Source organism: Acinetobacter sp. WA-87 (assembly GCF_039938935.1).
In the GTDB taxonomy this organism is placed as follows: domain Bacteria; phylum Pseudomonadota; class Gammaproteobacteria; order Pseudomonadales; family Moraxellaceae; genus Acinetobacter; species Acinetobacter seifertii.
Genome location: NZ_JBDUVF010000007.1, coordinates 111,862 through 134,374 on the forward strand (window position 1 = coordinate 111,862; position 22,513 = coordinate 134,374).

Sequence of the window (22,513 nt, forward strand, 5' to 3'; positions counted from 1 at the left end):
TTTTCTTGTTATTTAGTTATAACCATTAGGATTTTGCTTCTGCCAATTCCAGCTATCAGCAAGCATATCTTCCAAACTATAGTAGGGCATCCATCCAAGTTCGACTTTAGCTCGAGAAGCATCAGCATAGAAACTAGGCAAGTCCCCAGCTCTACGATCTGCAAACTCTGTTACAATCTCAACATGGTTAACTTGTTCAAAAGTTTCTTTAATTTGAAGTACAGAAATCGGTTCTCCCGTCCCAATATTCCAAGCTCTGCATCCTGTATTATTCAGACGATTCAGCACAGCTAATTCATGTGCTTTAGCTAAATCCACTACATGAATGAAGTCTCTTTCACAGGTACCATCTTGAGTTGGATAATCTTTACCAAAAATAGAAAGCTTATCACGACGTCCCACAGCGACCTGTGTTACATAAGGCATTAAATTATTTGGAATTCCTTGAGGGTCTTCACCAATACGCCCGCTTTTATGTGCACCTACTGGATTAAAATAACGTAGTAGTGCAATAGACCAGCACGGATTAGCCTCTGCCAATTTCTGCAACATCTGCTCAATCACTAATTTAGTATAGCCATAATTATTATTGGGCATAGTAAGAGGCATATCTTCCTGATAAGGCGATGGGTTAAACTCACCGTATACAGTCGCAGACGAGCTAAAGACCAAGCAATACACACCTGCCTTTTCCATTGATTTCACAAGTTGAATACTACCCGCAATATTATTATCAAAATAAATAAGCGGTTTTTCCTGACTTTCACCAACTGCTTTTAAACCAGCGAAGTGAATAACTGCATCAACTGCATATTCTCGGAATACGCTATCTAATTCATTCGCGTTCCGAATATCACCCCTTAGAAAAGTTAAACTTTTTTGAGTGAGTTCTTTAACTCGATTTAAAGACTCTACTGAACTATTCGAAAGATTATCAAAAACAATGACTTCATGGCCTGCATTTAAAAGCTCTACACACGTGTGTGAACCAATATAACCTGCACCACCAGTAACTAGAATTTTAGCCATCTACTTTTCCTAATAAAACTTTAATCAAACCACGCGTTGAAGCATCAAGTGATGAAAGATCATTTTGAGCACCATTTAAAATTGGAAGTAATTGATCAGCAATCTGCTTACCTTTTTCAACACCCCATTGATCAAATGGATTAATATTCCAAATTACTGACTGCACAAATACTTTATGTTCATATAACGCAATCAACATTCCTAAACTATAAGGATTAAGTTCTTTTAATAATAAGGTAGAGCTAGGTTGATTACCTTCATATTGCTTATAAATAGGCAAGTTCTCTAATTCTTTCGAATCTAATGCTTCATTACCAAAAGCCAATAATCGTGACTGTGCTAAACAATTTGAAAGCGCTAGATGGTGCTGTTCAATTAACGCTTCAGCATTTTCAGCATAAGTAAAATGGTCTGCATTATAACGTTGGATCGGTGCAATAAAATCACAGCTGACTGCTTGGGAGCCTTGATGTAGCAATTGATAGAATGCATGCTGGGCATTTGGTCCGACTTCCCCCCATACAATTGGGCAGGTATCTAATTCGACTTTTTGTCCACCACGTTGTATAGATTTACCGTTAGATTCCATTTCTAACTGTTGTAAATAGGCTGCAAAATATTTTAAACGCCCATCATAAGGTAAGACTGCATGGGTCTGAATATTTAAGAAATTATTGTTCCAAATTCCTAAGAGTGCCATCAAAACTGGAATATTTTGATCAAAACTCATATGTTGAAAATGCTCATCGACGGTATGAGCACCCGCTAAAAGTTGCTGAAATCCATCAATACCGACCGTCAAAGCAATAGGTAAACCAATACAAGACCAAAGTGAATAACGACCACCCACCCAATCCCATAGCAATAATTGATTTTCAGGGGCAATTCCCCATTCAGTCATTTTGTCAGCTTTTGTGGACACACCAATAAAATGACTTTTTAATACACGACCATGTTTCCCTAATGCTTTTTCTAGCCACTGGCGCACTGTTTGAGCATTAGATAAGGTATCAATCGTTCCAAAAGACTTGGAAGAAATAATAAATAAAGTCGTTTCCGGACGTAGTTGATGAAGTAATTCTGATAACTGACTGCCATCCATAGTCGATACAAAATGAACATTGAGTGGCTTGGCTGTTTTTACCTTAAAATCAGACAAAGCATGAGTCACCATTTGAGGTCCTAAATCAGATCCCCCCACTCCAATATTGACAACATCTTGAATGACTTCGCCAGTAGCACCACGATATTGTCCAGCATGGATTTTTTCCACCAAGGCATACATACGTTCTAACTGGCTATGAACTTGTTCTGTTAAATCTGGAAACTTTGAATAATCAGTTGGTAAACGCAATGCCCAGTGCATTGCCTCACGTTGTTCAGTACAGTTAATTTTATCTTGTGAAAAAAGGCGATTAACCCATCCAGTTAAATTTTTACTCTTCGCAAGAGCTACTAGGTGTCCCAGAATATCTTTGGTTACGCGGTGCTTACTATAATCGAAGAATAACTGATCAAATTTTACAGAATAATTTTGAAATCGATCTGGCTCTAAAGCAAATAACTCTTTGATATGTAATTTTGAGTTTTCTTCAGCTAAAGTTTGAAGATGAGCTAGAGGCGAGACTAATTCCTTTGGAAATTGTTCAATTGATTTACTCATAAGCGACCTACTCCTTCATAAGCAAAACCTCTAGCTTTGACATATGCTGGATCATAAATATTACGACCATCTAAAATTAAAGGATGTTTCATTAATTGTTGTAGTTGCTTAAAGTCAGGACTCCAATATTGCTTCCATGCCGTGACTAGACACAATGCATGAGCACCTTGCGCCGCTTCATATTGATCAGTACATAAAATTAAATCTTCACGAGACCCATAAGTTGCAGCTATTTCATCTAAAGCCTGAGGATCATGTAAACGTACTATTACACCTTGTGCCCATAGCGCAGCTAATAAAATATGAATCGGTGAATTATGTATATTTGAGGTATTCTCTTTAAAAGAAGCTCCCCAAATCGCAACCGTTTTACCATTTAGACTACAGTGATAATAATTCCATAACTTACGGAATAAAATCTCTTTCTGCTGCTCGTTAATCGCCCAAACCTGTTCTAAGAGACGGCTTTTTGTTCCAGTTTCAGATACTGTACTTGAAAGTGTTAAAATGTCGTGCGAAAAATTCTCACCACCAAATCCCACACCTGGCGATAAATAAGCAGCACCAATACGCGTATCAGCAGCAATACCATGCTTTACATTGGCAATATCGATACCTAACTTCTCGGCAACCATAGCCAAGTCATTCATATAACTAATACGGGTAGCCAACATGCCCGAGATACTGAGTTTGGTAAACTCTGCATCTAAAATAGGCATAAATAAATATTGATAACTAAAACGGAAAAATGGGCGCAACAACTCTTGCATTGTATCTCGTGCATTGTTGGACTCAACGCCCACAATCACATGCTTTACGTTCAGCACACTATTAATCGCATTTCCTTCTTGAATTACATCAGGAAAATAAACCCATTCATCTTTTGGTAAATATTGTTTTAATTGATCAGTTCCATGTAAACCAAAAGTAGAACCATTGATCATTAATTTTGGATGAACAATTGATCGCTCACTTAATTTTTCTACTGTCTTTAAAGCAAGTTCAATTTGTGTTGGACTAAAACAAAATAAATAAACTTCAATATCTAAAGGAATCTCAGAAAAACGGCTCTCTTTTAAAAATCCTGCTTTTCTCTGTTTATTTAAATAATTATTTACTTCTTGATCTTGATACGAAAGTACAGAAATATCTTCTTCACAACTTACACAGGTACACCAATAAATTTGGTTACCATATTCAGCTAATAATGCTGCCATAACACCGGCATGTAACGTTGTTCCAAATACTGCGATTTTCATTGCACACCTGATTTTATAGATTTCTCTTCCTTTTACCAGAAGAGAATATACTGCTCTGCTATCGTATTAAGTAATTTTTACAAATACTTAAGCAGAGCTACAAAACTTTATAGTTTAAGTTCCTGAATTAACTGTTTAAAGTCATCCCCTAATTTAGGGTGTTTAACACCATAGTGTAATACAGCTTTCAAATAGCCAAGTTTACTGCCACAGTCAAATGTTTGACCTTGCATACGATAGGCTTCAACTGTATCCGTATCTTGAAGCATCGCAATAGCATCAGTTAATTGAATTTCATTACCAGCACCTTTCGGTGTATTTTCTAAAAGCTGCATAATTTTAGCTGGTAAAATATAACGTCCGACTACAGATAAATTAGAAGGTGCAAAGCCGACAGCAGGCTTTTCGACAATACCTTGCATGACAATACTTTCACCTTCATTTGGACTCTGCTGAACGTCAACAATTCCATATTGATCTACTAAATGATCTGGCACTGCTTCAACCATGATTTGAGCAGCAGCACTCACCTCATAACGAGAAATCATACGCGATAGATCATTTTTTCCTGAACCATCTTTAACCAATACATCTGGTAATAACACGGCAAAGTCATCTTGGCCTATAATACTTTTTGCGCATAAAACAGCATGCCCTAAGCCCAAAGGTTGGGGCTGTCTTACACTTACTACACTCACATGAGATGGGATGATCTGAGTAATTTCATCAAGCAAATCAAACTTTTTCTTTTGCTCTAACGTCGTTTCAAGTTCAAAGTTTCTATCAAAATAATTTTCAATTGATGCTTTAGATGAATGGGTTACTAAAATAATTTGCTCAATTCCAGCCTCTACAGCTTCACGCACTACATATTCAATCGCAGGACGATCAACGACTGTTACCATTTCTTTAGGAATTGACTTACTTGCCGGTAAAAAACGTGTACCTAGTCCAGCTACAGGTAAAACTGCCTTTTTAATCACACAATTACTCTCTAATTAACCATAATATCTTTACTACGTTTATAACCATCAACATAGTGTTCAAGTTGGCATAACGCCCAATCAATATCTTGTGGGACAGCTGTCATACTATTCACTCGATTAAAGACTTCTTGAATTTCCGTAAGAGGATAGAATTTTTCAAATGATCGAAGAATTCTACTATGCTCAGTATATTCAGTATTTTCTTGATCAATTAATAATTCTTCATAAAGCTTCTCGCCCGGGCGTAATCCACTATACTGAATTTCGATATCACCTTGCATTGCACCAGGTTCACGCACAGTTAACCCACTTAACGAAATCATTTGTCGAGCTAAATCTTGGATACGAACAGGTTCACCCATATCAAGTAAAAACACATCTCCCCCTTTACCTAACGCACCAGCTTGAATAACTAGTTGAGATGCCTCAGGGATAGTCATGAAGTAACGAGTTACATCTGGATGAGTCACAGTAATTGGGCCACCTTTTGCAATTTGTTGCTTAAATAACGGTACAACCGAACCTGATGAACCTAATACATTACCAAAACGCACAATACTAATCTGAGTTTGTTGTTGAGCCTCAGCCATTGCTTGACAATACAACTCGGCCATACGTTTTGAAGCACCCATGACATTGGTAGGACGTACTGCTTTATCTGTTGAAATTAAAACGAATGTTTCAACTCCTTTCTTAACAGCAGCATTTAGACTATTTGCTGTACCAATCGCATTATTTTTTAACCCTGCAATTGGATTACACTCAACTAAAGGCACATGTTTATATGCCGCTGCATGATATACAGTCTGAACTTTATATTGCTCAATAATACGTTCTAATTTCTGTTGATCTTGAACTGTACCTAAGATTGGAACTATTTCACATTGCGCTGTTAGACATAATTCTTTTTCTATACTATAAAGAGCAAATTCAGTAATTTCATAAATAATCAACATTTTAGGTTGATTTTTAATAATCTGGCGACATAGCTCTGAACCAATAGAACCACCAGCTCCCGTTACCATGACAACTTTATTTTGAATATTTTTTGCAAGTAAATGATCTACAGGGGGTACAGGATCACGCCCTAATAAATCAATAATGTCAACTTCACGAATGTCTGCAACTTTAAGCTCACCATCAACCAATTGAGTTAGGCCTGGAAGCTCAGTAATTTTAAGATGAGCAGGTTCTAATTGCTGAATGATTTCACTTTTACGTACACGACCTACTGAAGGTAATGCCAATAAAATTTCATCTATTCTGTACTTTTTAAAACGTTGTAAAGCTTTTTCTAAAGATAATACTTTTAAACCACCTACCATGTGATCTTGTAAAGAAGAATTATCATCAATAAAAAAAATAGGTAAATGATCACCAGAACGATACAGAACTGCCGCAATCTGTTGGCCAGCGTCACCTGCGCCATAAATTGCAACTCGCTTACGCTCTTCACTTGTTTGTAAGGCAGCCTTAACAATAAAACGGATAAATGCACGACCACACCAAACCCATCCAAACATTAAAAAGCCAAACATTAGTGGTATTGAGGTCGGAATAAATGCTGGTGAAAAAACATTCATACCGTATAAAAATACGACCATGATTGCAACAGCAATAGCTAGCTTTGCAATAAATGCTTCATTAAAAGTACGGACAATAAATCGGTAAACCCCTGTTATCATTAAGCTAAAAATAGCAATCACTGTAACGATTGCTACACCATAATTGATACCAGGAATTACTTCTGCGCCTAAGTCAAATAAACGGATGGCATAACATAACCATAAAATAACAGGGACAGCAAAAAGGTCTATAAGAACCAAAAAACATTGTTTCGCAAGTCTTGGGGCTGACGCGAATTGATAGATAATCTTTTTCACAATACTCTTCTAATCGTTCTAGTAACCGTGCGATATATATACTCATTTCTTATATAACTAGAAACAAGTTTTACGCATTGGTTACATAATGTATATTAAACCATGATTACTAATCTGTAGCACAATACTCCCCTTAGAAAACCTTATCAATCAGGGGAATTATAAAGTTATACTCTTCTACATCTTTTTTAGTCTAAACAAAACTTTATCATCACATTAAATGAGTAATAACGCTTCCGGCAGGTAGAAATGATAAAGAATCTATCTTCTTATCACCTACAACTTTAACTCCCACACTAAGATGAGCAAATTCACCAATATATGTATCATGATCAATTGATGAAGCCATATTTATGATTGCGCCATCTTTTATTTTCACATCAAATCCCACTACACAACCAGCCATAATCGTTACTCCATCACCTATTTCCGCACTTGAGCTGACAATTGCAGATGGATGTACAACTGTAGCTATCGGAATCGATAAATTTTCTAATAGATGAAACCACTTTTGTCTGAGCTGATTATTTCCTACAGCAGGAATTGCCGCAGAAATATCAGATAACACATGATGAATTTTATCTATGTTAGTAATAATTGAAAAACCAGCAATATCTGTTTTTTGGGGCCAGCTATCATCTGCAAATACTACTTTTTCCCATTTGCCCGATAAAAGTGCGGCTTCGGCAACAGATTTACCATGCCCACCGGCACCTAAAACGAGTAAGACCTTCTTCTTAAGCATTTTCAGTTTTTCCGGCGCCAAAAAATAATGCAAGTAAAATCAGTGGAATATAAGCAACCAATAATAATAGCTCAGGCATAAGTACTTTTTGCGATGCAAGATAAGCAATCGGTAAAAGCCAAAATATATTAATCAACAGAACACCCAAAGTTACTGTCGTATGGCTATTATATTTACGTGAGGCATATTGATAGGCATGAGTTCGATGCGCATCATACATCTTATGACCATTAATAACACGACGAATTAAGGTAAAAGTGGCATCTACGACAAATATACCTAAACATATAATCCATGCACAAAACAAAGCAGGGTCTGCTTTTAAAGAAATTAAAGCCAAAATACCTAAAATTAATCCTAGAAAACCACTCCCTGCATCTCCCATAAATATACGAGCCTTAGGGAAATTCCATAGCACAAAGCCAAATACACTTGCTGCTAAAATAAATAATAATTCGCTAGATAAATGTGTATCTAGTAACAAATAAATCAAAGCCAGACTGAGCACCGTAGTAATTGCTTCAACACTGGCAATTCCGTTAATTCCATCCATGAAATTATATAAATTGAGTAACCATACAAGGAAAAGCACTGCAATAATATTCGCAGACCAACCTAACTCTAAGCTGCCATTAAATAATTTAACGTCAGAGAAACCACCTAGAAAAAAAACAGCACTTATTGCAATAACAAAATGAATAGCCAGTCGAAGCATTGAATTGATATGGCCATGATCATCGAGAAAACCTAAAACCGCAACCCCTAGACCAGCACCAACTAGAATTAAGCCCGTATTTGGTTCTATTTGATGACTAACTATTAATGCCACTAAAACCATTAAGAAAGTAATAACAATCGACACTCCCCCACCACGAGGAGTCGGAATTGTATGTGAACTTCTTTCATTTGGATTATCAATAATATTTTTCTTTAATGCATAATGGCGCATGTAGCCTGTCAGCAAGAATGAAAATAAAAAACTCGCTAATACGACCCAAATCATCAGCATAAGTCACTCACTTTTCTCAAGATATATTTTTCCTGTTTTTTCTAGAGCATCATTTCCATTAACTGGAGGAACCCAATTTAATAAATTACGCGCTTTCGAAGCATCGACCTCTAAAGATAAAAATAATTGCTCGTACAATTTACTTTTACCTATACAAATAGCCCCTATCTTCATAAAAATTTGAGGAATATAGATTAGGTTTTTATTTCGCCCCATCCCTTTTCTTAACAAAGTCACAAGTTGCTGAGTTGAAAGAACCTCATTATCTGAAATTAAAAATAATTCATTTTTTGCTTGAGGGTGCTCAATACAAGTTTCAATAAATGAAACAAGATTTTCTAATGCAACAAAAGAGCGTTTATTATTAAGAGACGCAAAAGGTAAAGGTAGATTCGTTGAAGCAAGTTTAAGTAATCGAGCAAAGTTGCCAGGAGCATCGGCAGCATATACTAGTGGCGGTCTAATTATGACAAGCTCAGTATTTGTATTCTCAAATAATTCTTTTAATGCTTGCTCCGCTTCCAGCTTAGAAATTGCATAATCGGCATGAGGTTGCGGTGGATCTAGCTCATCAAAAGCTTTTTTATTTGTTACGGCACCATTTACACCAATTGAACTAATAAAAATAAACCGCTGAACATTATTTTCTAAGGCTTGTCGAGCGAGTTGTAGTGTACCCTCAACATTTACCGCTCTAAACTGTTCTAAAGGATTTTGCACATTATCATTTAATATATGTGCTCTTCCTGCTAAATGTATGATTACATCAATATCAGAAGGGATAGTAGTCGAAAAAACAGATTCAGAAGTTGCGACCAACTGCTCTACTGTCTCAGGCAGAGTATGCGAATATTGTCTATTTAAAGCATATATCTTTTGGTATTTATTACTCAGAATGAGTGAGCGGATCAAAGACTTACCGACAAAACCAGATGAACCTGTAACTAAAATATTTTTCATATTACGATTCCACAATGTCAGCAAAATTTTGCAGTAACTTATCCTGATGATAATGATCTTGTAAAATTTGACGTGGTGAATTAGACAACGCGTTTAGCTTAGTTTTGCAAATTTCATCAATTAATGATGCTAATTTAACTGGATCATTTGGCTCACAGACCCAGCCAATATTATGCTCTTTAACCATATTAGCTACTTCTGCATCTTCTTCCATAATAGCTAAAATTGGCCTATCAGCAGCCATCGTAAAATAGGCCTTACTAGGAACACCGAGGCCAAGCATGCCTTCTGCTAAAGTAACAATCGCTATATCACATGAGCTCAAACCTAAACTTCGCTGTTGAGCAGCTAACTCTCCAATATAAGCAACTTTATTTTTATTGTTCTCTTCTTCAGCAAACTCTTTTACTAACCCAGCATCATTTCCACCACCGATAAATAAAAATCTGGCGGATGGGTCATTACTTAAATTAATTGCAGCTAATAAATTAGAGATACCTTGAACACGCCCCATATTTCCAAAGAATTGAAAAACTATATTTTCGTTCCAGCCAAGTGAACCGATAATTGAGGATTGCTGCTTTGATCTAACCTCTATTTCAGTAAAATCTACCCAGTTCGGAATCACTGTAATATTGTCGCTATTTGTTTTTTGTTTCATTAAATTTTTCATATCACGTCCAATCACAATAAGATGATCAGCCCTAGAATAGACACGATTAAAAACGAAATTCATTATTTTAAATAAGAAAGAATTTTTCTTTAAAATTCCTGCAGGTACCAAATTTTCTGGAAAAACATCATGAACCAGTAAATACCATTTAAATGGAATAAATACTCTGAGAAAAGCTAATAAAACCAATAAAAAAAGTGGGTTAGTTCCAGACACAACAACTTTATCTTTAGCTAGGCTTTTCAATAAAATTTTGAAAAAACCAAAAGTTTGCTGTAATTGTCCTAGTAATCGCTTTAATAAATTATTTTTATCATAAGAAGCATGCAAAAATAATAAAAAGTCGATATTACTACAGAATTTTTTCTGCAGTTCTTCACGATCTTCTGAATAAGGCGCTATAACAGATAACTGCTCAACCCCATCGGATTGAGCAAGTTTCTGTATAATCTTATACCAAAAATATCCTGTAGAATTTTGAGCAGGATCAATAAACTCTGAAACAACCAACACTTTTTTCACAGTTTATAACCTTAAAATTGTTTCCAGATTACTCGATTTACATAATCTGTGTAGCTCATAATGATACGCACAACTTTTTCACTTACGTTTGGCATACTATAGTCTTCAACTAGACGTAAAAGACGATCTTCACCTCTAGTCTGACCTTCTAGAATTGCCAAACCTTGTAAAATACGTTCCGCTTTTAAGCCCACCATCATTACAGCAGCTTCTTCCATTCCTTCTGGACGCTCATGTGCTTGACGTAAGTTAAGTGCAGGGAAGTTTAGAATTGATGATTCTTCATTAATCGTTCCGCTATCAGACAATGCAGCCTTTGCAGAAAGCTGTAACTTATTGTAATCACTAAAGCCAAGTGGCTTTAATAGTTGAATTAAAGGATGAAATTCAACATTTAATTGTTCGATACGCTTACGGGTGCGAGGGTGTGTAGAAACAATTACCGGATATTTATACTTCTCCGCAACTGCATTTAACATTTCTACCAAATCTAGGAAGTTCTGATCTGAATTGATGTTTTCTTCACGATGAGCACTCACAATAAAATATTCATGCTCTTTTAAGTTCAAGCGTTCAAGTACATCAGAAGCTTCAATTTTTGCTTTGTAGTGATGAAGTACTTCAAACATTGGGCTACCTGTTTTAATTACTAAATCAGCAGGTAATCCCTCAGCCAACAAATAGTCACGTGCAATCGTACTGTACGTTAAGTTAATATCAGCAGTATGGTCAACGATTCGACGATTAATTTCTTCAGGAACGCGCATATCAAAACAACGATTTCCAGCTTCCATGTGAAAAGTTGGAATCTTGCGGCGTTTTGCAGGTAATACTGCCATACAGCTATTCGTATCCCCTAAAACAAGTAAAGCTTCAGGTTGTACTTCATCTAGAATCTTATCAACTGCAATAATGACATTACCAATCGTTTCTGCACCTGTCGCACCAGCCGCATTTAAGAAATGGTCAGGTTTACGGATGCCCAAATCAGTAAAGAAAATTTCATTCAATTCATAGTCATAGTTTTGACCAGTATGAACAATAACGTGATCAAAATATTCATCACACGCAGCCATTACACGAGATAAGCGGATAATTTCTGGACGTGTGCCCACCACTGTCATTAATTTTAACTTTTTCACTACTCTTTACTCTTAATTTGTTATTGGCATCGCATAAGTATCTGGCTTATTACGATCAAAGATTTCATTTGCCCATAGCATTACTACCATCTCTTCATCACCAATGTTAGTAATATCATGTGTCCAGCCTGGCACTGTTTCTACAATTCGTGGTTCATCACCATGTGTTTCAAGCTCATAAAACTCACCTGTCACAACATGCTTAAACTTAAATAGTGCCTTACCTTTAATAACAAGAAACTTTTCAGTTTTCGTATGGTGATAGTGTCCACCACGAGTAATACCCGGATGAGCAGTAAAGTAAGAAAATTGGCCTGCATCTGGTGTTTTTAGCATTTCAACAAATACGCCACGAGCATCGCCATATTTTGGAACACTATAGTCAAATTGCTCTGGCTTTAAAAAGCTTAAATATGTTGAATAGAGTGCGCGAGTTAAACCTGTCCCTACACGATCTGTGATAAGCGTATCGCGAGATGCCTTAAAACCATTTAAAACTTTAGCCAAATCACCTACTGTAATTTGATATTCAGGTTCAACTTGGAAAACTTGCTCAACCTGCTGACCATTTATAATATTCCAGAATGTTTCAACTACATCGTCGACATACACCAGACGAATCACAGCATTTTCGTCATGAATTTGTAGCGGTAAGTCATTTGCCACGTTATAGCAAAAAGTTGCAACAGCTGAATTGTAGTTAGGACGTGACCACTTACCAAAAACATTAGCTAAACGGCAAATATGAACAGGATTACCTTGTGATTGATTGAGAGCTACCAGAGCCTGCTCTCCACCTAGTTTACTTTTACCATAAGGATTATCACGTTCAACCTGAATAGAAGACGATAAAATAACAGGAGTTTTCTTATTTGCTTGCTGCAAAATCTGGCAGATTTTTTCAGTTAAGCTGGTATTACCTTCAGCAAATTCTTCTTCATTTAAAGGACGATTCACGCCCGCTAAATGCACTATCCAATCCGAAGCGAGAACTGCTTGCTCAAGCTCCTGATCTGTTGTTTCACGATGAGTTTTTAAAATCTCGACTTCAGGTTTTTCTAATAAAAACTGAATAAGGTTTTTTGCGATAAAACCATTAGAACCGGTAACTAAAACTTTCATGCTTAAGCCTCTGGTGAAATATATTCGCCTCTAGTTAGCGCGCGCACAAAATCAAGTTTAAGCAATAATTGTTTCATGCCCTCTACATCCAAACGAGTAGTATTATGTGAGTTGTAATCTTCAAACTCAGTAATTTTTAAATCACCATCTTCAACATATTTTTCATAGTTCAAATCGCGTTGATCGGCTGGAACACGGAAATAGTCGCCTTGATCAAAAGCATGCACCATTTCTTCTCGGCTTAATAATGCTTCGAAAGCCTTCTCGCCATGACGAGTTCCCATAATAGCAATCGGATGATCTTTAACATTTAATAATTCTTTTAAAGCTTCAGCTAAGACTGCGATTGTTGCAGCTGGGGCTTTCTGTACAAAAATATCTCCATTTTCACCATGTTCAAAAGCGTATAGAACCAAATCTACTGCATCTTCCAAAGTCATCATGAAACGAGTCATATTAGGATCAGTAATCGTAAGAGGTTTGCCCTGACGAATTTGATCAACAAATAAAGGAATTACCGAACCACGTGATGCCATTACGTTACCATAACGAGTACCACAGATAACTGTATCTAGACCTTCTAAGTTACGTGATTTTGCAACCATAACTTTTTCCATCATAGCCTTAGAAATACCCATGGCATTGATTGGATAAACAGCTTTATCTGTGCTTAAACACACGACACGCTTAACATGGTTCTGAATTGCAGCTTCAAGTACATTTTCAGTACCCATTACGTTCGTCTTGACAGCTTCCATTGGGTGGAATTCACAAGAGGGTACTTGCTTTAAAGCAGCTGCATGATAAATATAATCAACACCACGGGTCGCATTTAAAATACTGTTATAGTCACGTACATCACCAATATAAAATTTTAATTTTGATGAATGATATTTCTTACGCATATCATCTTGTTTTTTCTCATCGCGACTAAAAATACGGATTTCTTTAATATCTGTTTCTAAAAAACGCTTTAAAACAGCATTACCAAAAGATCCTGTACCACCTGTGATTAATAAGGTTTTTCCATTAAAAGACATTCTGATTTACACCTAATACAAATTAAAAGTTAAACACAAATATTTGATATGAAAAAAATCATCCAAAAACCTCAAAAATAACCGGAAATAGAAGGATATTTATGCTTAATATTTTCTATTTGAGTGTTATTTTTGTTCTCCAAAACATTTTCTTTAAATAAAGCTTGATCATCTTTGAATAAGATCGGCATTAGATAAATTTTGTAATCAGTTTTAGCAATAGGCGTACCATTTAGTAGAGCCATTGCATTTAGCCAAATGTCATCCGCCAAGGGGCAACACTCTTTAATACTTTCTTTATTAAAAGCCTCTATATGCAAAGATGAAGGAGGATACAATACGCCACTCCCGCCAAATTGCATGATGTCATACGTAGGCTCGGCAGCATCAAAAAGTAAGTTTGGCCATTCTTGATAATTTGCTCCCTGTCTTAGCAAAGCTAAATGAGTAATAATACTTTTTGGATACTGCAAATGAAATTTATATAAATTTTCCAACATGGTATTGGCATAAATAAAATCATCATCGGCTGTAACTATTAGATCATTTGGATACTTTTGCATTACATCATAATATTTTTTATGTGAACGAAGGTCATCTTCAGTCCAGATAATCTCCAATACACCTTCTTCTTCCAATTTTATTAGTCGTTTAGGCAAAACATCTTTAGAAGAAAATTGTAACTTCGATAAAGTCAAAACGACGTTTTTTGGTGGTAATGTTTGACGCAAGATTGACTCAATTACAATCCATATTTTATCAATACGTTTAGGAAATGTAGTTATAGAGACAATCAGGTCAGATTTTTTTTCATGGGGCCTTTTACTCAACTTATAATTTAAAGGCATAAAAAAGTTTAAGAAGTACTTAATACTTAGGCGGATCAGTCGAGAGAAAGGGTCACTTTTACCAATGGTTTTGCTATATATTTTATAAAGCATCATTAAGCCAATACCCTTCTGTTTACTGCAATTGAATACATTAAAGCTATATATACCCAGATAATAGGGGCTAGTAGGTAACCACTATTAACAATAGATATAGGTAAAAGTAAAATCAGTAAAAAAATTAAAAAATGATTTAAATTTTTAGTATTACTAAGCACTGAAAAAATTATTTTTATCAAAATAACTATAAAGACAGCTAAACAAAGAGGACCCAGCTCAAATAGAAGTTCAAAAAATAAATTATGAGCAGCAGAAGCATCGAGAGCTAAAAAGTTATCAGCAATATAAGAAAAGTTACCTATACCGAAACCTTTTATTGAATTATCTAAATAGTATGGCAAAGTGTCAAAAATAATACTTGAACGAGAGTCATCAGAGAAATTTACTCCTAGCGTATCAACCCGTTTAAAGAAAAAGTCAAAATCAGATAAAAAATAACTTGCAGAAAAAACTCCTCCAAGGATAAAAGCAGCTTTATAAAACCAACCCTTCATACTATATATTATATATAAAAATATAATAGAAATTCCCACAACACCAGATCGAGAACCATTTGTTAAACATATATAGGTCATAGCAAACAAAAGCAGTAAAGCAGAAATTTTGATGAACCAATGTTTATAATTTACAACAGCATAAGCCAGAAGAGGCGCAATATTTAATAAGGCTAAAACAAAACCATTATAATTACCAAAGGTAAAACTACTGTAATCACGAGAATAAAAGCCATCATACATCTCAATATTTACACTTAAATGCCTTCCGGATTTAATTTCATAAATACCATAAAATATAGAAATAACAAAGAAAATTGCTGCACCAATAACACTTGATAATAAAGGTTTTTTTGCATATTCAAAACAAGTTATAAAATTAGCTAGAATTATTAAATTTATTAAAAAATAAGCAAATGAGATTAAACTATTAGAAAAATTATTCATTATAAAAAAAACACTTGCCAATGAATAAAATACCAGAAAAAAGATAGAAAATAATAAATAAGTATTTTTCTTAAAGCTAAATGTACGAACTATATAAAATATATTTACAATAAAGAAACCTATAGCAAAAATACGTATAGGTTGAAATCCACCGCCATAGTTACCAAACAGCAAAAGAATAAATATTAAAATTAGAGAATAATCAAATTTATTCATATCTAGACTCTTATATTATATAAATAAAAAAAGTCAACATTTCTATCAACCACAGAATTTTCGCTTAAAAGGATAGTATTTATACTCGCATAAATATCATCTTTTTTATGAGAAACAACAGAAACATCAGGAATATTTTTATCGTAAACAAATTGAGTAACAGGACTATTCTTTCCAGTAATGCAAAGAATTTTTCGATTAATCATTAAATAATTGAAAAATTTACTTGAGATAAAAACATCATTTTCAATATCAGCATCAATATCCACTAACAAGTCAGCTTCTTCATAAAAAGGAAGTAAGTCTCGCGTATAACCAAAAAACTCAATATGCGTTCTAGTCTCTGGCGAGACTACCGTTAAATCGACTGAATTTGGATTAGTTCCTACAAAATTCAACTTTACATTTAAACCAGAGTTGAGAAGCTTCTCTACAGCAAGTAAAAGTTGGTCAACTTTCCGAGCTTGATATATCCCACCTGTATACAACAACGTAAATTCATCTTTTTCTTTTACAGGTAAATTTAAAGGCTCTATGTCTGGTAAAGTATACAAAACACCTGACTCACCTTTAAAACAACCATTGAGTAAATTTAATTGATATTGCAACATGACTTCATTAGAAAAATATATTTTATCGGCTTTAGCCATATATTTTCTAATCATTTTAATTAAGCCATTAGAGTAGCTATCAGATAATCCCCAGCCTTTAGGTGCAGGTACCGCATCGACACAATAGTTAATCCATTTAATATTTTTTTCTTTTAGAAAAGCACCTACATATAATGGTAAAAAATTATGAGCTGACATCATAGTTATAACAATATCATATGATTTTTCTTGTATTTTTTTTTGCAAATTATGTGCGTAATAATAATCGAATAAATCCAACCCAAAACAGCTAATAGATAATTTTTTTAATCTTGGATGAACTTTAGGCATCTGAACTACTTCAGAGCTTATTGTCTCATTTGAATCTAAAGAAATAATATCAATTTCCTGATAATCTTTAGCTAATCTTTTGATATACGCAGAAAAAACTTTACCCGGAGCAGTATTTCCTATACTCGAGGCAATTACTAAAATCTTCATATCAAAAGAGATTCCCTTTAAACTATTAATTTAATGAGCAAAATTGCAATTAAAAAGCTGATATATTATACACCAAATCAACTGGTTTTGCCAAACAGCATTACAATAAAAAACAATGACTTAAACTAATTTACAATGCTTAAAAATATTTTAGCCCCAATCAATTTCTTATAATTAAGATTAATAATAAAACATGATAAAACAATTATTTATAAAGGTTTATATTCTTGTATATTTAACTTTCCTTATTGTTTAAGCAATGCAAAAGTTAACATATTGTGAAATACTAATAATTAAAAAGTGTTATAATTTAGCATCTTAAATTTAACCTTATATGCAATTATCATATGGTGTAATATGCACACTAAAAAAGTTCTTTTCATATCAGATAAATTGGAACATTATCGCATTCCTCTTTTCAATTTAATTGCAGATAAAGTAGATCTTACGATTGCCCATGCTGACCAGACTCAGCCTAACACTGTTTTTAAACAAGAAAAACTATCAATTCAACATAAAGGGCCTTTCATTTATTATAAAGTTGGGAGTTTAGATAAATATGATGTCGTTATTTATCCATTTAATGCTCGTGTAATAAATTTATTTCTTGAATCTTTTAAAAAGACAAATTATAAAAAAGGAATATTTGGCATTGGTGTAGCAGCATCTTATACAAAATCATATGATCAAAAAACATTACTTGATTACCTAAGAGTTTTTTATTTAAAAAAATTTGATTTTGCTATTTTTTATGAAAATTATCCTTTAATTAAATATAAGGCTTTAGGGATCGAAAGTTCTAAAATGTCAGTAGCATATAATACTGTTGCTGAAAATTCTGAGTTTCATATCCAGAATAAAACTTTTGAATCTTTTTTATTTATTGGCTCTCTTTACAAGCAAAAGAAAATATTCACCCTGATTGAAGCTTATCATCAGCTTTTAAAAATTGACGAAAATATTTTAAAGCTTGAAATTGTAGGCGATGGTGATGAATTCGATAATATTAAAAACTATATTGCAGAACATTCTTTAGAGAAGAATATTATTTTACATGGAAAAATTACTTCTGATAAAGAACTATTACCTATTATGCAACGTGCGGTAGTTTGTATTTCTCCAGGCCAAGCAGGTTTATCTGTTCAGAAATGTTTTTCTTATGGTACTGGTTTTATTACGACTAAAGATGCTATTACTGGTGGAGAAGCCTTTTCTATTATTAATAATGTAAATGGTAATTTTTATAATGGCACAACTGAAGATTTAACTAAAGTAATGTTACTTTATCGTGATGAAAATTACGCCAAAAATATTTCGAATAATGCTTATCTTTTTTATAAGCATTATCGTAACACTGATGTCTGGGTAAAAGGTTTCTTGGAAAATATATGAATTTAATTATTGATAATTCAAATCTTTTTGCTGGTGGTGGTATTCAGGTTGCCATTTCTTTCTTAAAAGATCTTAAAAATTTAAACTTTGATCATACTTATCATGTTATTCAATCACCCAATATGGTTAAAGCTTTTGGAGAAGTTGATTTTCCAAATAATTTTAAATTTTATAAGCTATCTGAAAATGCAGCTTTTTCTAAAAAAACGCGTATTCAGCAAGTTAAAAGTTTAGAAGACAAGATTAAACCAGACTGTATTTTTACTGTATTTGGTCCATCTTATCATAAAAGTAACTATCCGAAGCTTGTAGGATTTGCTATTCCTCATATTATTTATCCAGACTCACCCTATTTTAAAAAGCTTTCTATTAAAGATAAATTATATAGTAAGCTACTTGCATATTTTAAAAGTTACTGTTTTAAAAAATACTCTGATGCTTTAGTTTTTGAAACTCAAGATGCTGCAAATATTTATAAAGAAAAATATTCTTTCAACAAAAATGTTTTTGTTGCAAATAACACTTTAAATGAAATTTTTAATTCACCGGATGAATGGCAGAAGATTCCTTTACATCTTGATAACACATTTAATATAGTATATTTAACAGCAAACTATCCACATAAAAATCTTACAATTATTCCTAGTATTATAGAAATATTAACCAATAAATTTAATTTCCATAATTTTAAATTCATATTGACTATCAATAAGAATGAACTTAATTTTCCTGATCACTATGACCAGTATATCAAATACATTGGTAAAGTTAATATAAATCAACTAGCCAATATCTACGAACAAAGTAATATTGCATTTATCCCCACATTACTAGAAGTCTTCTCTGCCACATATTTAGAAGCCATGTTTATGAAAAAACCAATTATTGCTTCTGATTTTGGCTTTTCTAGAGATATTTGCAACAATAGTGCTTACTTCTGTGAAGCAACTAATCCTGTTGCATATGCTGAAGCCATTATAAATTTATACAACAATCCAGAGAAAGGTAAAGACTTAATTGAAAAAGGTGAAATTAATCTTAAAAGATTTGGTACAAGCCTAGATCGAACTAAAAAGTATTTAAATTTTATTGAGCAAATATCCAATAAAAAATAAATACAAAAAAGAGCTAAATTTATTTAGCTCTTTTCATACTGACTAATATATTTCTTATATCCTTGTTAAACAAAAACATAAGCACTGAAAAAACAATAATTATAATTTCAGAAACTATAAGTTTTGTTATAACAGATACATCCACAAAAAAATTAATAGATATAATTATAGATGACATTATAAGGATTGGAGCAATTACTTTTTTTAGATATTCTAAAATATTGATCAGGCTCATCATTCTTAAAAATATTAATCTCACTACAAAGCTTAAAAATACTAGAACAACTGAAACATAATAAATTGCTTCAGGCGAGTACCCATTTTCATAGAGCAAACATCCAATTGGAATATTCAACAACAGTAAGCTACTCACTACTATTTGATAATTTCGGATATTACCTGTGGCTTGTATCAAACTATGTAATGGTCCAATAATAGAAGCTATAAGCAATTCAAAAAACATAATTTTTATAAATATTTCAAGAAAAATTGGAACTTTTTTAAGCCAAAATATTAATAAAGGATCAAGATAAAAATATACTGGTACAATTACAAAGGCTAACATGAAGAAACTAAGCGTCGAAAATATAAACACATATCCATGTGTATCTTCTGGGCTTTCAGCATACTTTCTAATAATAATTGGGTTATATACAACCTGAGCATTGCTCGTAATTGTATTAAAAGCATTATATATTTGCAGTGAGAGTGCACGTGAGGCACTCACTTCTGGTTTAAAATATATATTTAGTAAAACATTAACCCCTACATTTTGACCTAAACCAGCTAAAACACCTAGAAGATTCCATACAGCAAATGAAATCATTTCGCGCGCAGTTTTAATATCAAAAGAAGATCCAACATTTTTTATATATTTAAATGTTTTTGTAGCATAAAAATAATATAAACTATATGTAAATAGAGAAATTAAAAAAAGTAAAGCTGCATAAGCAATTAGTCGGTCAGAATCTACAAAAATTAAAAAATAAGCTAATGTAAATTTTAATATTGCCTCCAAAATACCAACCAAAGCATAAAAATTTACTTTTTGTCCTACTAAAAGAAGTGATAAATATGGAACATTTAAAATCATTAATACAATAGAAAACACCGAAAACTGATATACAACATTAACTGCAAATAATCTATTCGCATTAAAGTTTAAATAATGATTTAGAAAATAAAGTCCAAAAGTTTCACTCAACAGCAATACTATTAAAGCGATTCTTAAGTGTATACCTTTTGATATCTTAAAAGTATCAATTAATTTTTCTGTGTCACCTATATATAAACTTAGATAGCGTTGTGTTGTTACTGCCATGGCATTATTTAAAAAAGCCAATATAATAACAACACCACCAACTACACTATAAAGTCCATAATCATCCGCGCCAAGTCTTTGTAAAATATAGCTTGATGTTACTAAAGAAAGTAACATCACTATTAACAATCTTACATAAACAAATCCAAAGTTTTTAATTATGGACATTTAATTATAGACCACAGGTATTAATTACTTTTTCAGTATTTAAATGCAGACTTTTAAATTCTTTATGTTTTACTAAAACAACATAAATATCCGCCTCTAAGCCTGCTTCAATGTCTGTTAATTGAACATTATCTGGCATTGTTTGTGGCAATTTCTCAATGTTTGGCTCAATTGCCAAAATATTTAATCCTTGCTCAGCTAGTTTTTTTGTAATTTCTAAAGCTGGGCTTTCTCTTAAATCATCAATATCTGGTTTAAATGCCAATCCATAGCAAGCAATAGTTACATCTTTGATTGTCTTTGTTGGATTAGATTGTAAAAAATCAGCGATTTTAATTTTAACCTGATCAATTACCCATTCTGGCTTACTATCATTAACTTCACGTGCAGCTCGAATTAATTGGGCTTGTTCAGGTGTTTTCGCCACAATAAACCAAGGGTCAACGGCTATACAATGGCCTCCAACTCCAGGACCCGGCTGTAAAATATTTACCCGTGGATGGCGATTTGCTAATGATATTAGCTCCCACACATTGATATTGAGCTTATTACAAATCATCGATAACTCATTTGCGAAAGCAATATTTACATCACGAAAAGAGTTTTCCGTTAATTTACACATTTCAGCAGTTCTTGCATTTGTTTCAATGCAATCACCTTTTACAAAAATTTGATATAACTCACTCGCAGCTTTTGAGCAGCGTGGAGTCATTCCACCAATGATACGATCATTACTAATTAGTTCTTGTAAAACTTTACCTGGTAGAACACGTTCTGGACAGTGCGCAACGAGGATATCTGCTTCTTCTCCTTTTTGCTGAGGAAAACTTAAATCTGGACGAGCCTCACTTAACCAAGCTGCCATTTGTTCAGTCGCCTCAACAGGTGAAGTAGATTCAAGAATGACTAGATTACCCTTTTTTAAGAATGGAGCGATTGCCTTAGAAGCTGCTTCTATATATTTTAAATCAGGTTGATAATCATCTTTAAAAGGAGTAGGTACAGCAACAATATAAGCATTAGCTTCTGTGGGAATAGTTTGGGCAGATAACTTGCCTTGAGCAACTACATCACGGACCAAGGCATCTAAATCAGGTTCAATAATATGTACTTTACCCTGATTAATCATATCTACTGCATGTTGATTTACATCTACACCTGTAACCTTAATACCATGGGCTGCAAATGTTGCTGCTGTAGGTAAACCAATATAACCTAAACCAATTACACAGATATGCTTAAATGATGTACTCATATTTTCAATACTTTAAAATAAAATAATAAAACTT

At 33.5% G+C, this 22,513-nt stretch carries 19 protein-coding genes; 2 read left to right on the forward strand and 17 right to left on the reverse strand.

The window, feature by feature from the left end:
* Nucleotides 1-12 precede the first annotated feature (12 nt).
* From galE to ABFY81_RS17100, 15 genes are all read right to left on the reverse strand, one after another.
* Nucleotides 13-1,029, reverse strand: a complete 1,017-nt coding sequence (gene galE / locus ABFY81_RS17030; protein WP_134263417.1) for a UDP-glucose 4-epimerase GalE — start codon at nt 1,027-1,029, stop codon at nt 13-15.
* Nucleotides 1,022-2,692, reverse strand: a complete 1,671-nt coding sequence (gene pgi / locus ABFY81_RS17035; protein WP_191000889.1) for a glucose-6-phosphate isomerase — start codon at nt 2,690-2,692, stop codon at nt 1,022-1,024. Before pgi ends, galE begins: the two co-directional genes overlap by 8 nt.
* On the reverse strand, nt 2,689-3,951 hold the full coding sequence (locus tag ABFY81_RS17040; RefSeq protein WP_134263419.1) for a nucleotide sugar dehydrogenase: 1,263 nt from the start codon (nt 3,949-3,951) through the stop codon (nt 2,689-2,691). The genes pgi and ABFY81_RS17040 overlap by 4 nt, the downstream gene beginning before the upstream one ends.
* 107 nt (nt 3,952-4,058) lie before the next feature.
* Nucleotides 4,059-4,934, reverse strand: a complete 876-nt coding sequence (gene galU, locus ABFY81_RS17045; protein WP_134263420.1) for a UTP--glucose-1-phosphate uridylyltransferase GalU — start codon at nt 4,932-4,934, stop codon at nt 4,059-4,061.
* A gap of 11 nt (nt 4,935-4,945) precedes the next feature.
* Nucleotides 4,946-6,820: a nucleoside-diphosphate sugar epimerase/dehydratase gene (locus ABFY81_RS17050; protein ID WP_068935347.1), complete on the reverse strand. Its 1,875-nt coding sequence runs from the start codon at nt 6,818-6,820 to the stop codon at nt 4,946-4,948.
* Between the two features lie 211 nt (nt 6,821-7,031).
* Complete coding sequence (locus ABFY81_RS17055) at nt 7,032-7,565, reverse strand: acetyltransferase (protein ID WP_068935345.1); 534 nt, start codon at nt 7,563-7,565, stop codon at nt 7,032-7,034.
* Nucleotides 7,558-8,574: a glycosyltransferase family 4 protein gene (locus ABFY81_RS17060; RefSeq protein WP_068935343.1), complete on the reverse strand. Its 1,017-nt coding sequence runs from the start codon at nt 8,572-8,574 to the stop codon at nt 7,558-7,560. Before ABFY81_RS17060 ends, ABFY81_RS17055 begins: the two co-directional genes overlap by 8 nt.
* A 3-nt stretch (nt 8,575-8,577) precedes the next feature.
* The gene (locus ABFY81_RS17065) at nt 8,578-9,534 is read right to left on the reverse strand and encodes an NAD-dependent epimerase/dehydratase family protein (protein WP_068935341.1); all 957 of its coding nucleotides are present in this window, start codon (nt 9,532-9,534) and stop codon (nt 8,578-8,580) included.
* Between the two features lies 1 nt (nt 9,535).
* Nucleotides 9,536-10,729, reverse strand: coding sequence for a glycosyltransferase family 4 protein (locus tag ABFY81_RS17070; RefSeq protein ID WP_317320121.1), 1,194 nt, complete (start codon nt 10,727-10,729; stop codon nt 9,536-9,538).
* 11 nt (nt 10,730-10,740) lie between these two features.
* Complete coding sequence (wecB, locus tag ABFY81_RS17075; RefSeq protein WP_068935337.1) at nt 10,741-11,871, reverse strand: UDP-N-acetylglucosamine 2-epimerase (non-hydrolyzing); 1,131 nt, start codon at nt 11,869-11,871, stop codon at nt 10,741-10,743.
* 12 nt (nt 11,872-11,883) lie between these two features.
* Nucleotides 11,884-12,993 carry an NAD-dependent epimerase/dehydratase family protein gene (locus tag ABFY81_RS17080; RefSeq protein WP_068935335.1) on the reverse strand — a complete coding sequence of 370 codons (1,110 nt, stop codon included), beginning with the start codon at nt 12,991-12,993 and terminating at the stop codon, nt 11,884-11,886.
* Nucleotides 12,994-12,995: 2 nt separating this feature from the next.
* The gene (locus tag ABFY81_RS17085) at nt 12,996-14,033 is read right to left on the reverse strand and encodes a polysaccharide biosynthesis protein (RefSeq protein ID WP_068935333.1); all 1,038 of its coding nucleotides are present in this window, start codon (nt 14,031-14,033) and stop codon (nt 12,996-12,998) included.
* Nucleotides 14,034-14,104: 71 nt separating this feature from the next.
* Nucleotides 14,105-14,977, reverse strand: a complete 873-nt coding sequence (locus ABFY81_RS17090) for a glycosyltransferase (RefSeq protein WP_347914235.1) — start codon at nt 14,975-14,977, stop codon at nt 14,105-14,107.
* Nucleotides 14,977-16,137, reverse strand: coding sequence for an O-antigen ligase family protein (locus ABFY81_RS17095; RefSeq protein ID WP_347914236.1), 1,161 nt, complete (start codon nt 16,135-16,137; stop codon nt 14,977-14,979). The genes ABFY81_RS17090 and ABFY81_RS17095 overlap by 1 nt, the downstream gene beginning before the upstream one ends.
* A gap of 2 nt (nt 16,138-16,139) precedes the next feature.
* Complete coding sequence (locus ABFY81_RS17100; protein WP_347914237.1) at nt 16,140-17,228, reverse strand: hypothetical protein; 1,089 nt, start codon at nt 17,226-17,228, stop codon at nt 16,140-16,142.
* Nucleotides 17,229-17,585: 357 nt separating this feature from the next.
* On the opposite strand from ABFY81_RS17100, the gene ABFY81_RS17105 reads away from it, so the two are divergent.
* A complete protein-coding gene (locus ABFY81_RS17105; protein ID WP_347914238.1) occupies nt 17,586-18,620 on the forward strand; it encodes a glycosyltransferase in 1,035 nt (344 codons plus the stop codon).
* Entirely contained in the window at nt 18,617-19,735 is a 1,119-nt protein-coding gene (locus ABFY81_RS17110) for a glycosyltransferase (protein WP_347914239.1), read from the forward strand. Before ABFY81_RS17105 ends, ABFY81_RS17110 begins: the two co-directional genes overlap by 4 nt.
* Before the next feature lie 19 nt (nt 19,736-19,754).
* On the opposite strand, the gene ABFY81_RS17115 is transcribed toward ABFY81_RS17110, so the two are convergent.
* Both ABFY81_RS17115 and wecC read right to left on the reverse strand, forming a co-directional pair.
* Nucleotides 19,755-21,173: a hypothetical protein gene (locus ABFY81_RS17115; RefSeq protein WP_347914240.1), complete on the reverse strand. Its 1,419-nt coding sequence runs from the start codon at nt 21,171-21,173 to the stop codon at nt 19,755-19,757.
* A gap of 55 nt (nt 21,174-21,228) precedes the next feature.
* The gene (gene wecC, locus ABFY81_RS17120) at nt 21,229-22,479 is read right to left on the reverse strand and encodes a UDP-N-acetyl-D-mannosamine dehydrogenase (RefSeq protein ID WP_346791380.1); all 1,251 of its coding nucleotides are present in this window, start codon (nt 22,477-22,479) and stop codon (nt 21,229-21,231) included.
* Between the last annotated feature and the right edge of the window lie 34 nt (nt 22,480-22,513).

What these genes read in the sequence shown, in the direction of transcription:
- galE (WP_134263417.1), bottom strand. Translation starts at nt 1,029, where the DNA reads ATGGCTAAAATTCTAGTTACTGGTGGTGCAGGTTATATTGGTTCACAC.
- pgi (WP_191000889.1), bottom strand. Translation starts at nt 2,692, where the DNA reads ATGAGTAAATCAATTGAACAATTTCCAAAGGAATTAGTCTCGCCTCTA.
- ABFY81_RS17040 (WP_134263419.1), bottom strand. Translation starts at nt 3,951, where the DNA reads ATGAAAATCGCAGTATTTGGAACAACGTTACATGCCGGTGTTATGGCA.
- ABFY81_RS17055 (WP_068935345.1), bottom strand. Translation starts at nt 7,565, where the DNA reads ATGCTTAAGAAGAAGGTCTTACTCGTTTTAGGTGCCGGTGGGCATGGT.
- ABFY81_RS17060 (WP_068935343.1), bottom strand. Translation starts at nt 8,574, where the DNA reads ATGCTGATGATTTGGGTCGTATTAGCGAGTTTTTTATTTTCATTCTTG.
- ABFY81_RS17065 (WP_068935341.1), bottom strand. Translation starts at nt 9,534, where the DNA reads ATGAAAAATATTTTAGTTACAGGTTCATCTGGTTTTGTCGGTAAGTCT.
- ABFY81_RS17080 (WP_068935335.1), bottom strand. Translation starts at nt 12,993, where the DNA reads ATGAAAGTTTTAGTTACCGGTTCTAATGGTTTTATCGCAAAAAACCTT.
- ABFY81_RS17085 (WP_068935333.1), bottom strand. Translation starts at nt 14,033, where the DNA reads ATGTCTTTTAATGGAAAAACCTTATTAATCACAGGTGGTACAGGATCT.
- ABFY81_RS17090 (WP_347914235.1), bottom strand. Translation starts at nt 14,977, where the DNA reads ATGATGCTTTATAAAATATATAGCAAAACCATTGGTAAAAGTGACCCT.
- ABFY81_RS17095 (WP_347914236.1), bottom strand. Translation starts at nt 16,137, where the DNA reads ATGAATAAATTTGATTATTCTCTAATTTTAATATTTATTCTTTTGCTG.
- ABFY81_RS17100 (WP_347914237.1), bottom strand. Translation starts at nt 17,228, where the DNA reads ATGAAGATTTTAGTAATTGCCTCGAGTATAGGAAATACTGCTCCGGGT.
- ABFY81_RS17105 (WP_347914238.1), top strand. Translation starts at nt 17,586, where the DNA reads ATGCACACTAAAAAAGTTCTTTTCATATCAGATAAATTGGAACATTAT.
- ABFY81_RS17110 (WP_347914239.1), top strand. Translation starts at nt 18,617, where the DNA reads ATGAATTTAATTATTGATAATTCAAATCTTTTTGCTGGTGGTGGTATT.
- ABFY81_RS17115 (WP_347914240.1), bottom strand. Translation starts at nt 21,173, where the DNA reads ATGTTACTTTCTTTAGTAACATCAAGCTATATTTTACAAAGACTTGGC.
- wecC (WP_346791380.1), bottom strand. Translation starts at nt 22,479, where the DNA reads ATGAGTACATCATTTAAGCATATCTGTGTAATTGGTTTAGGTTATATT.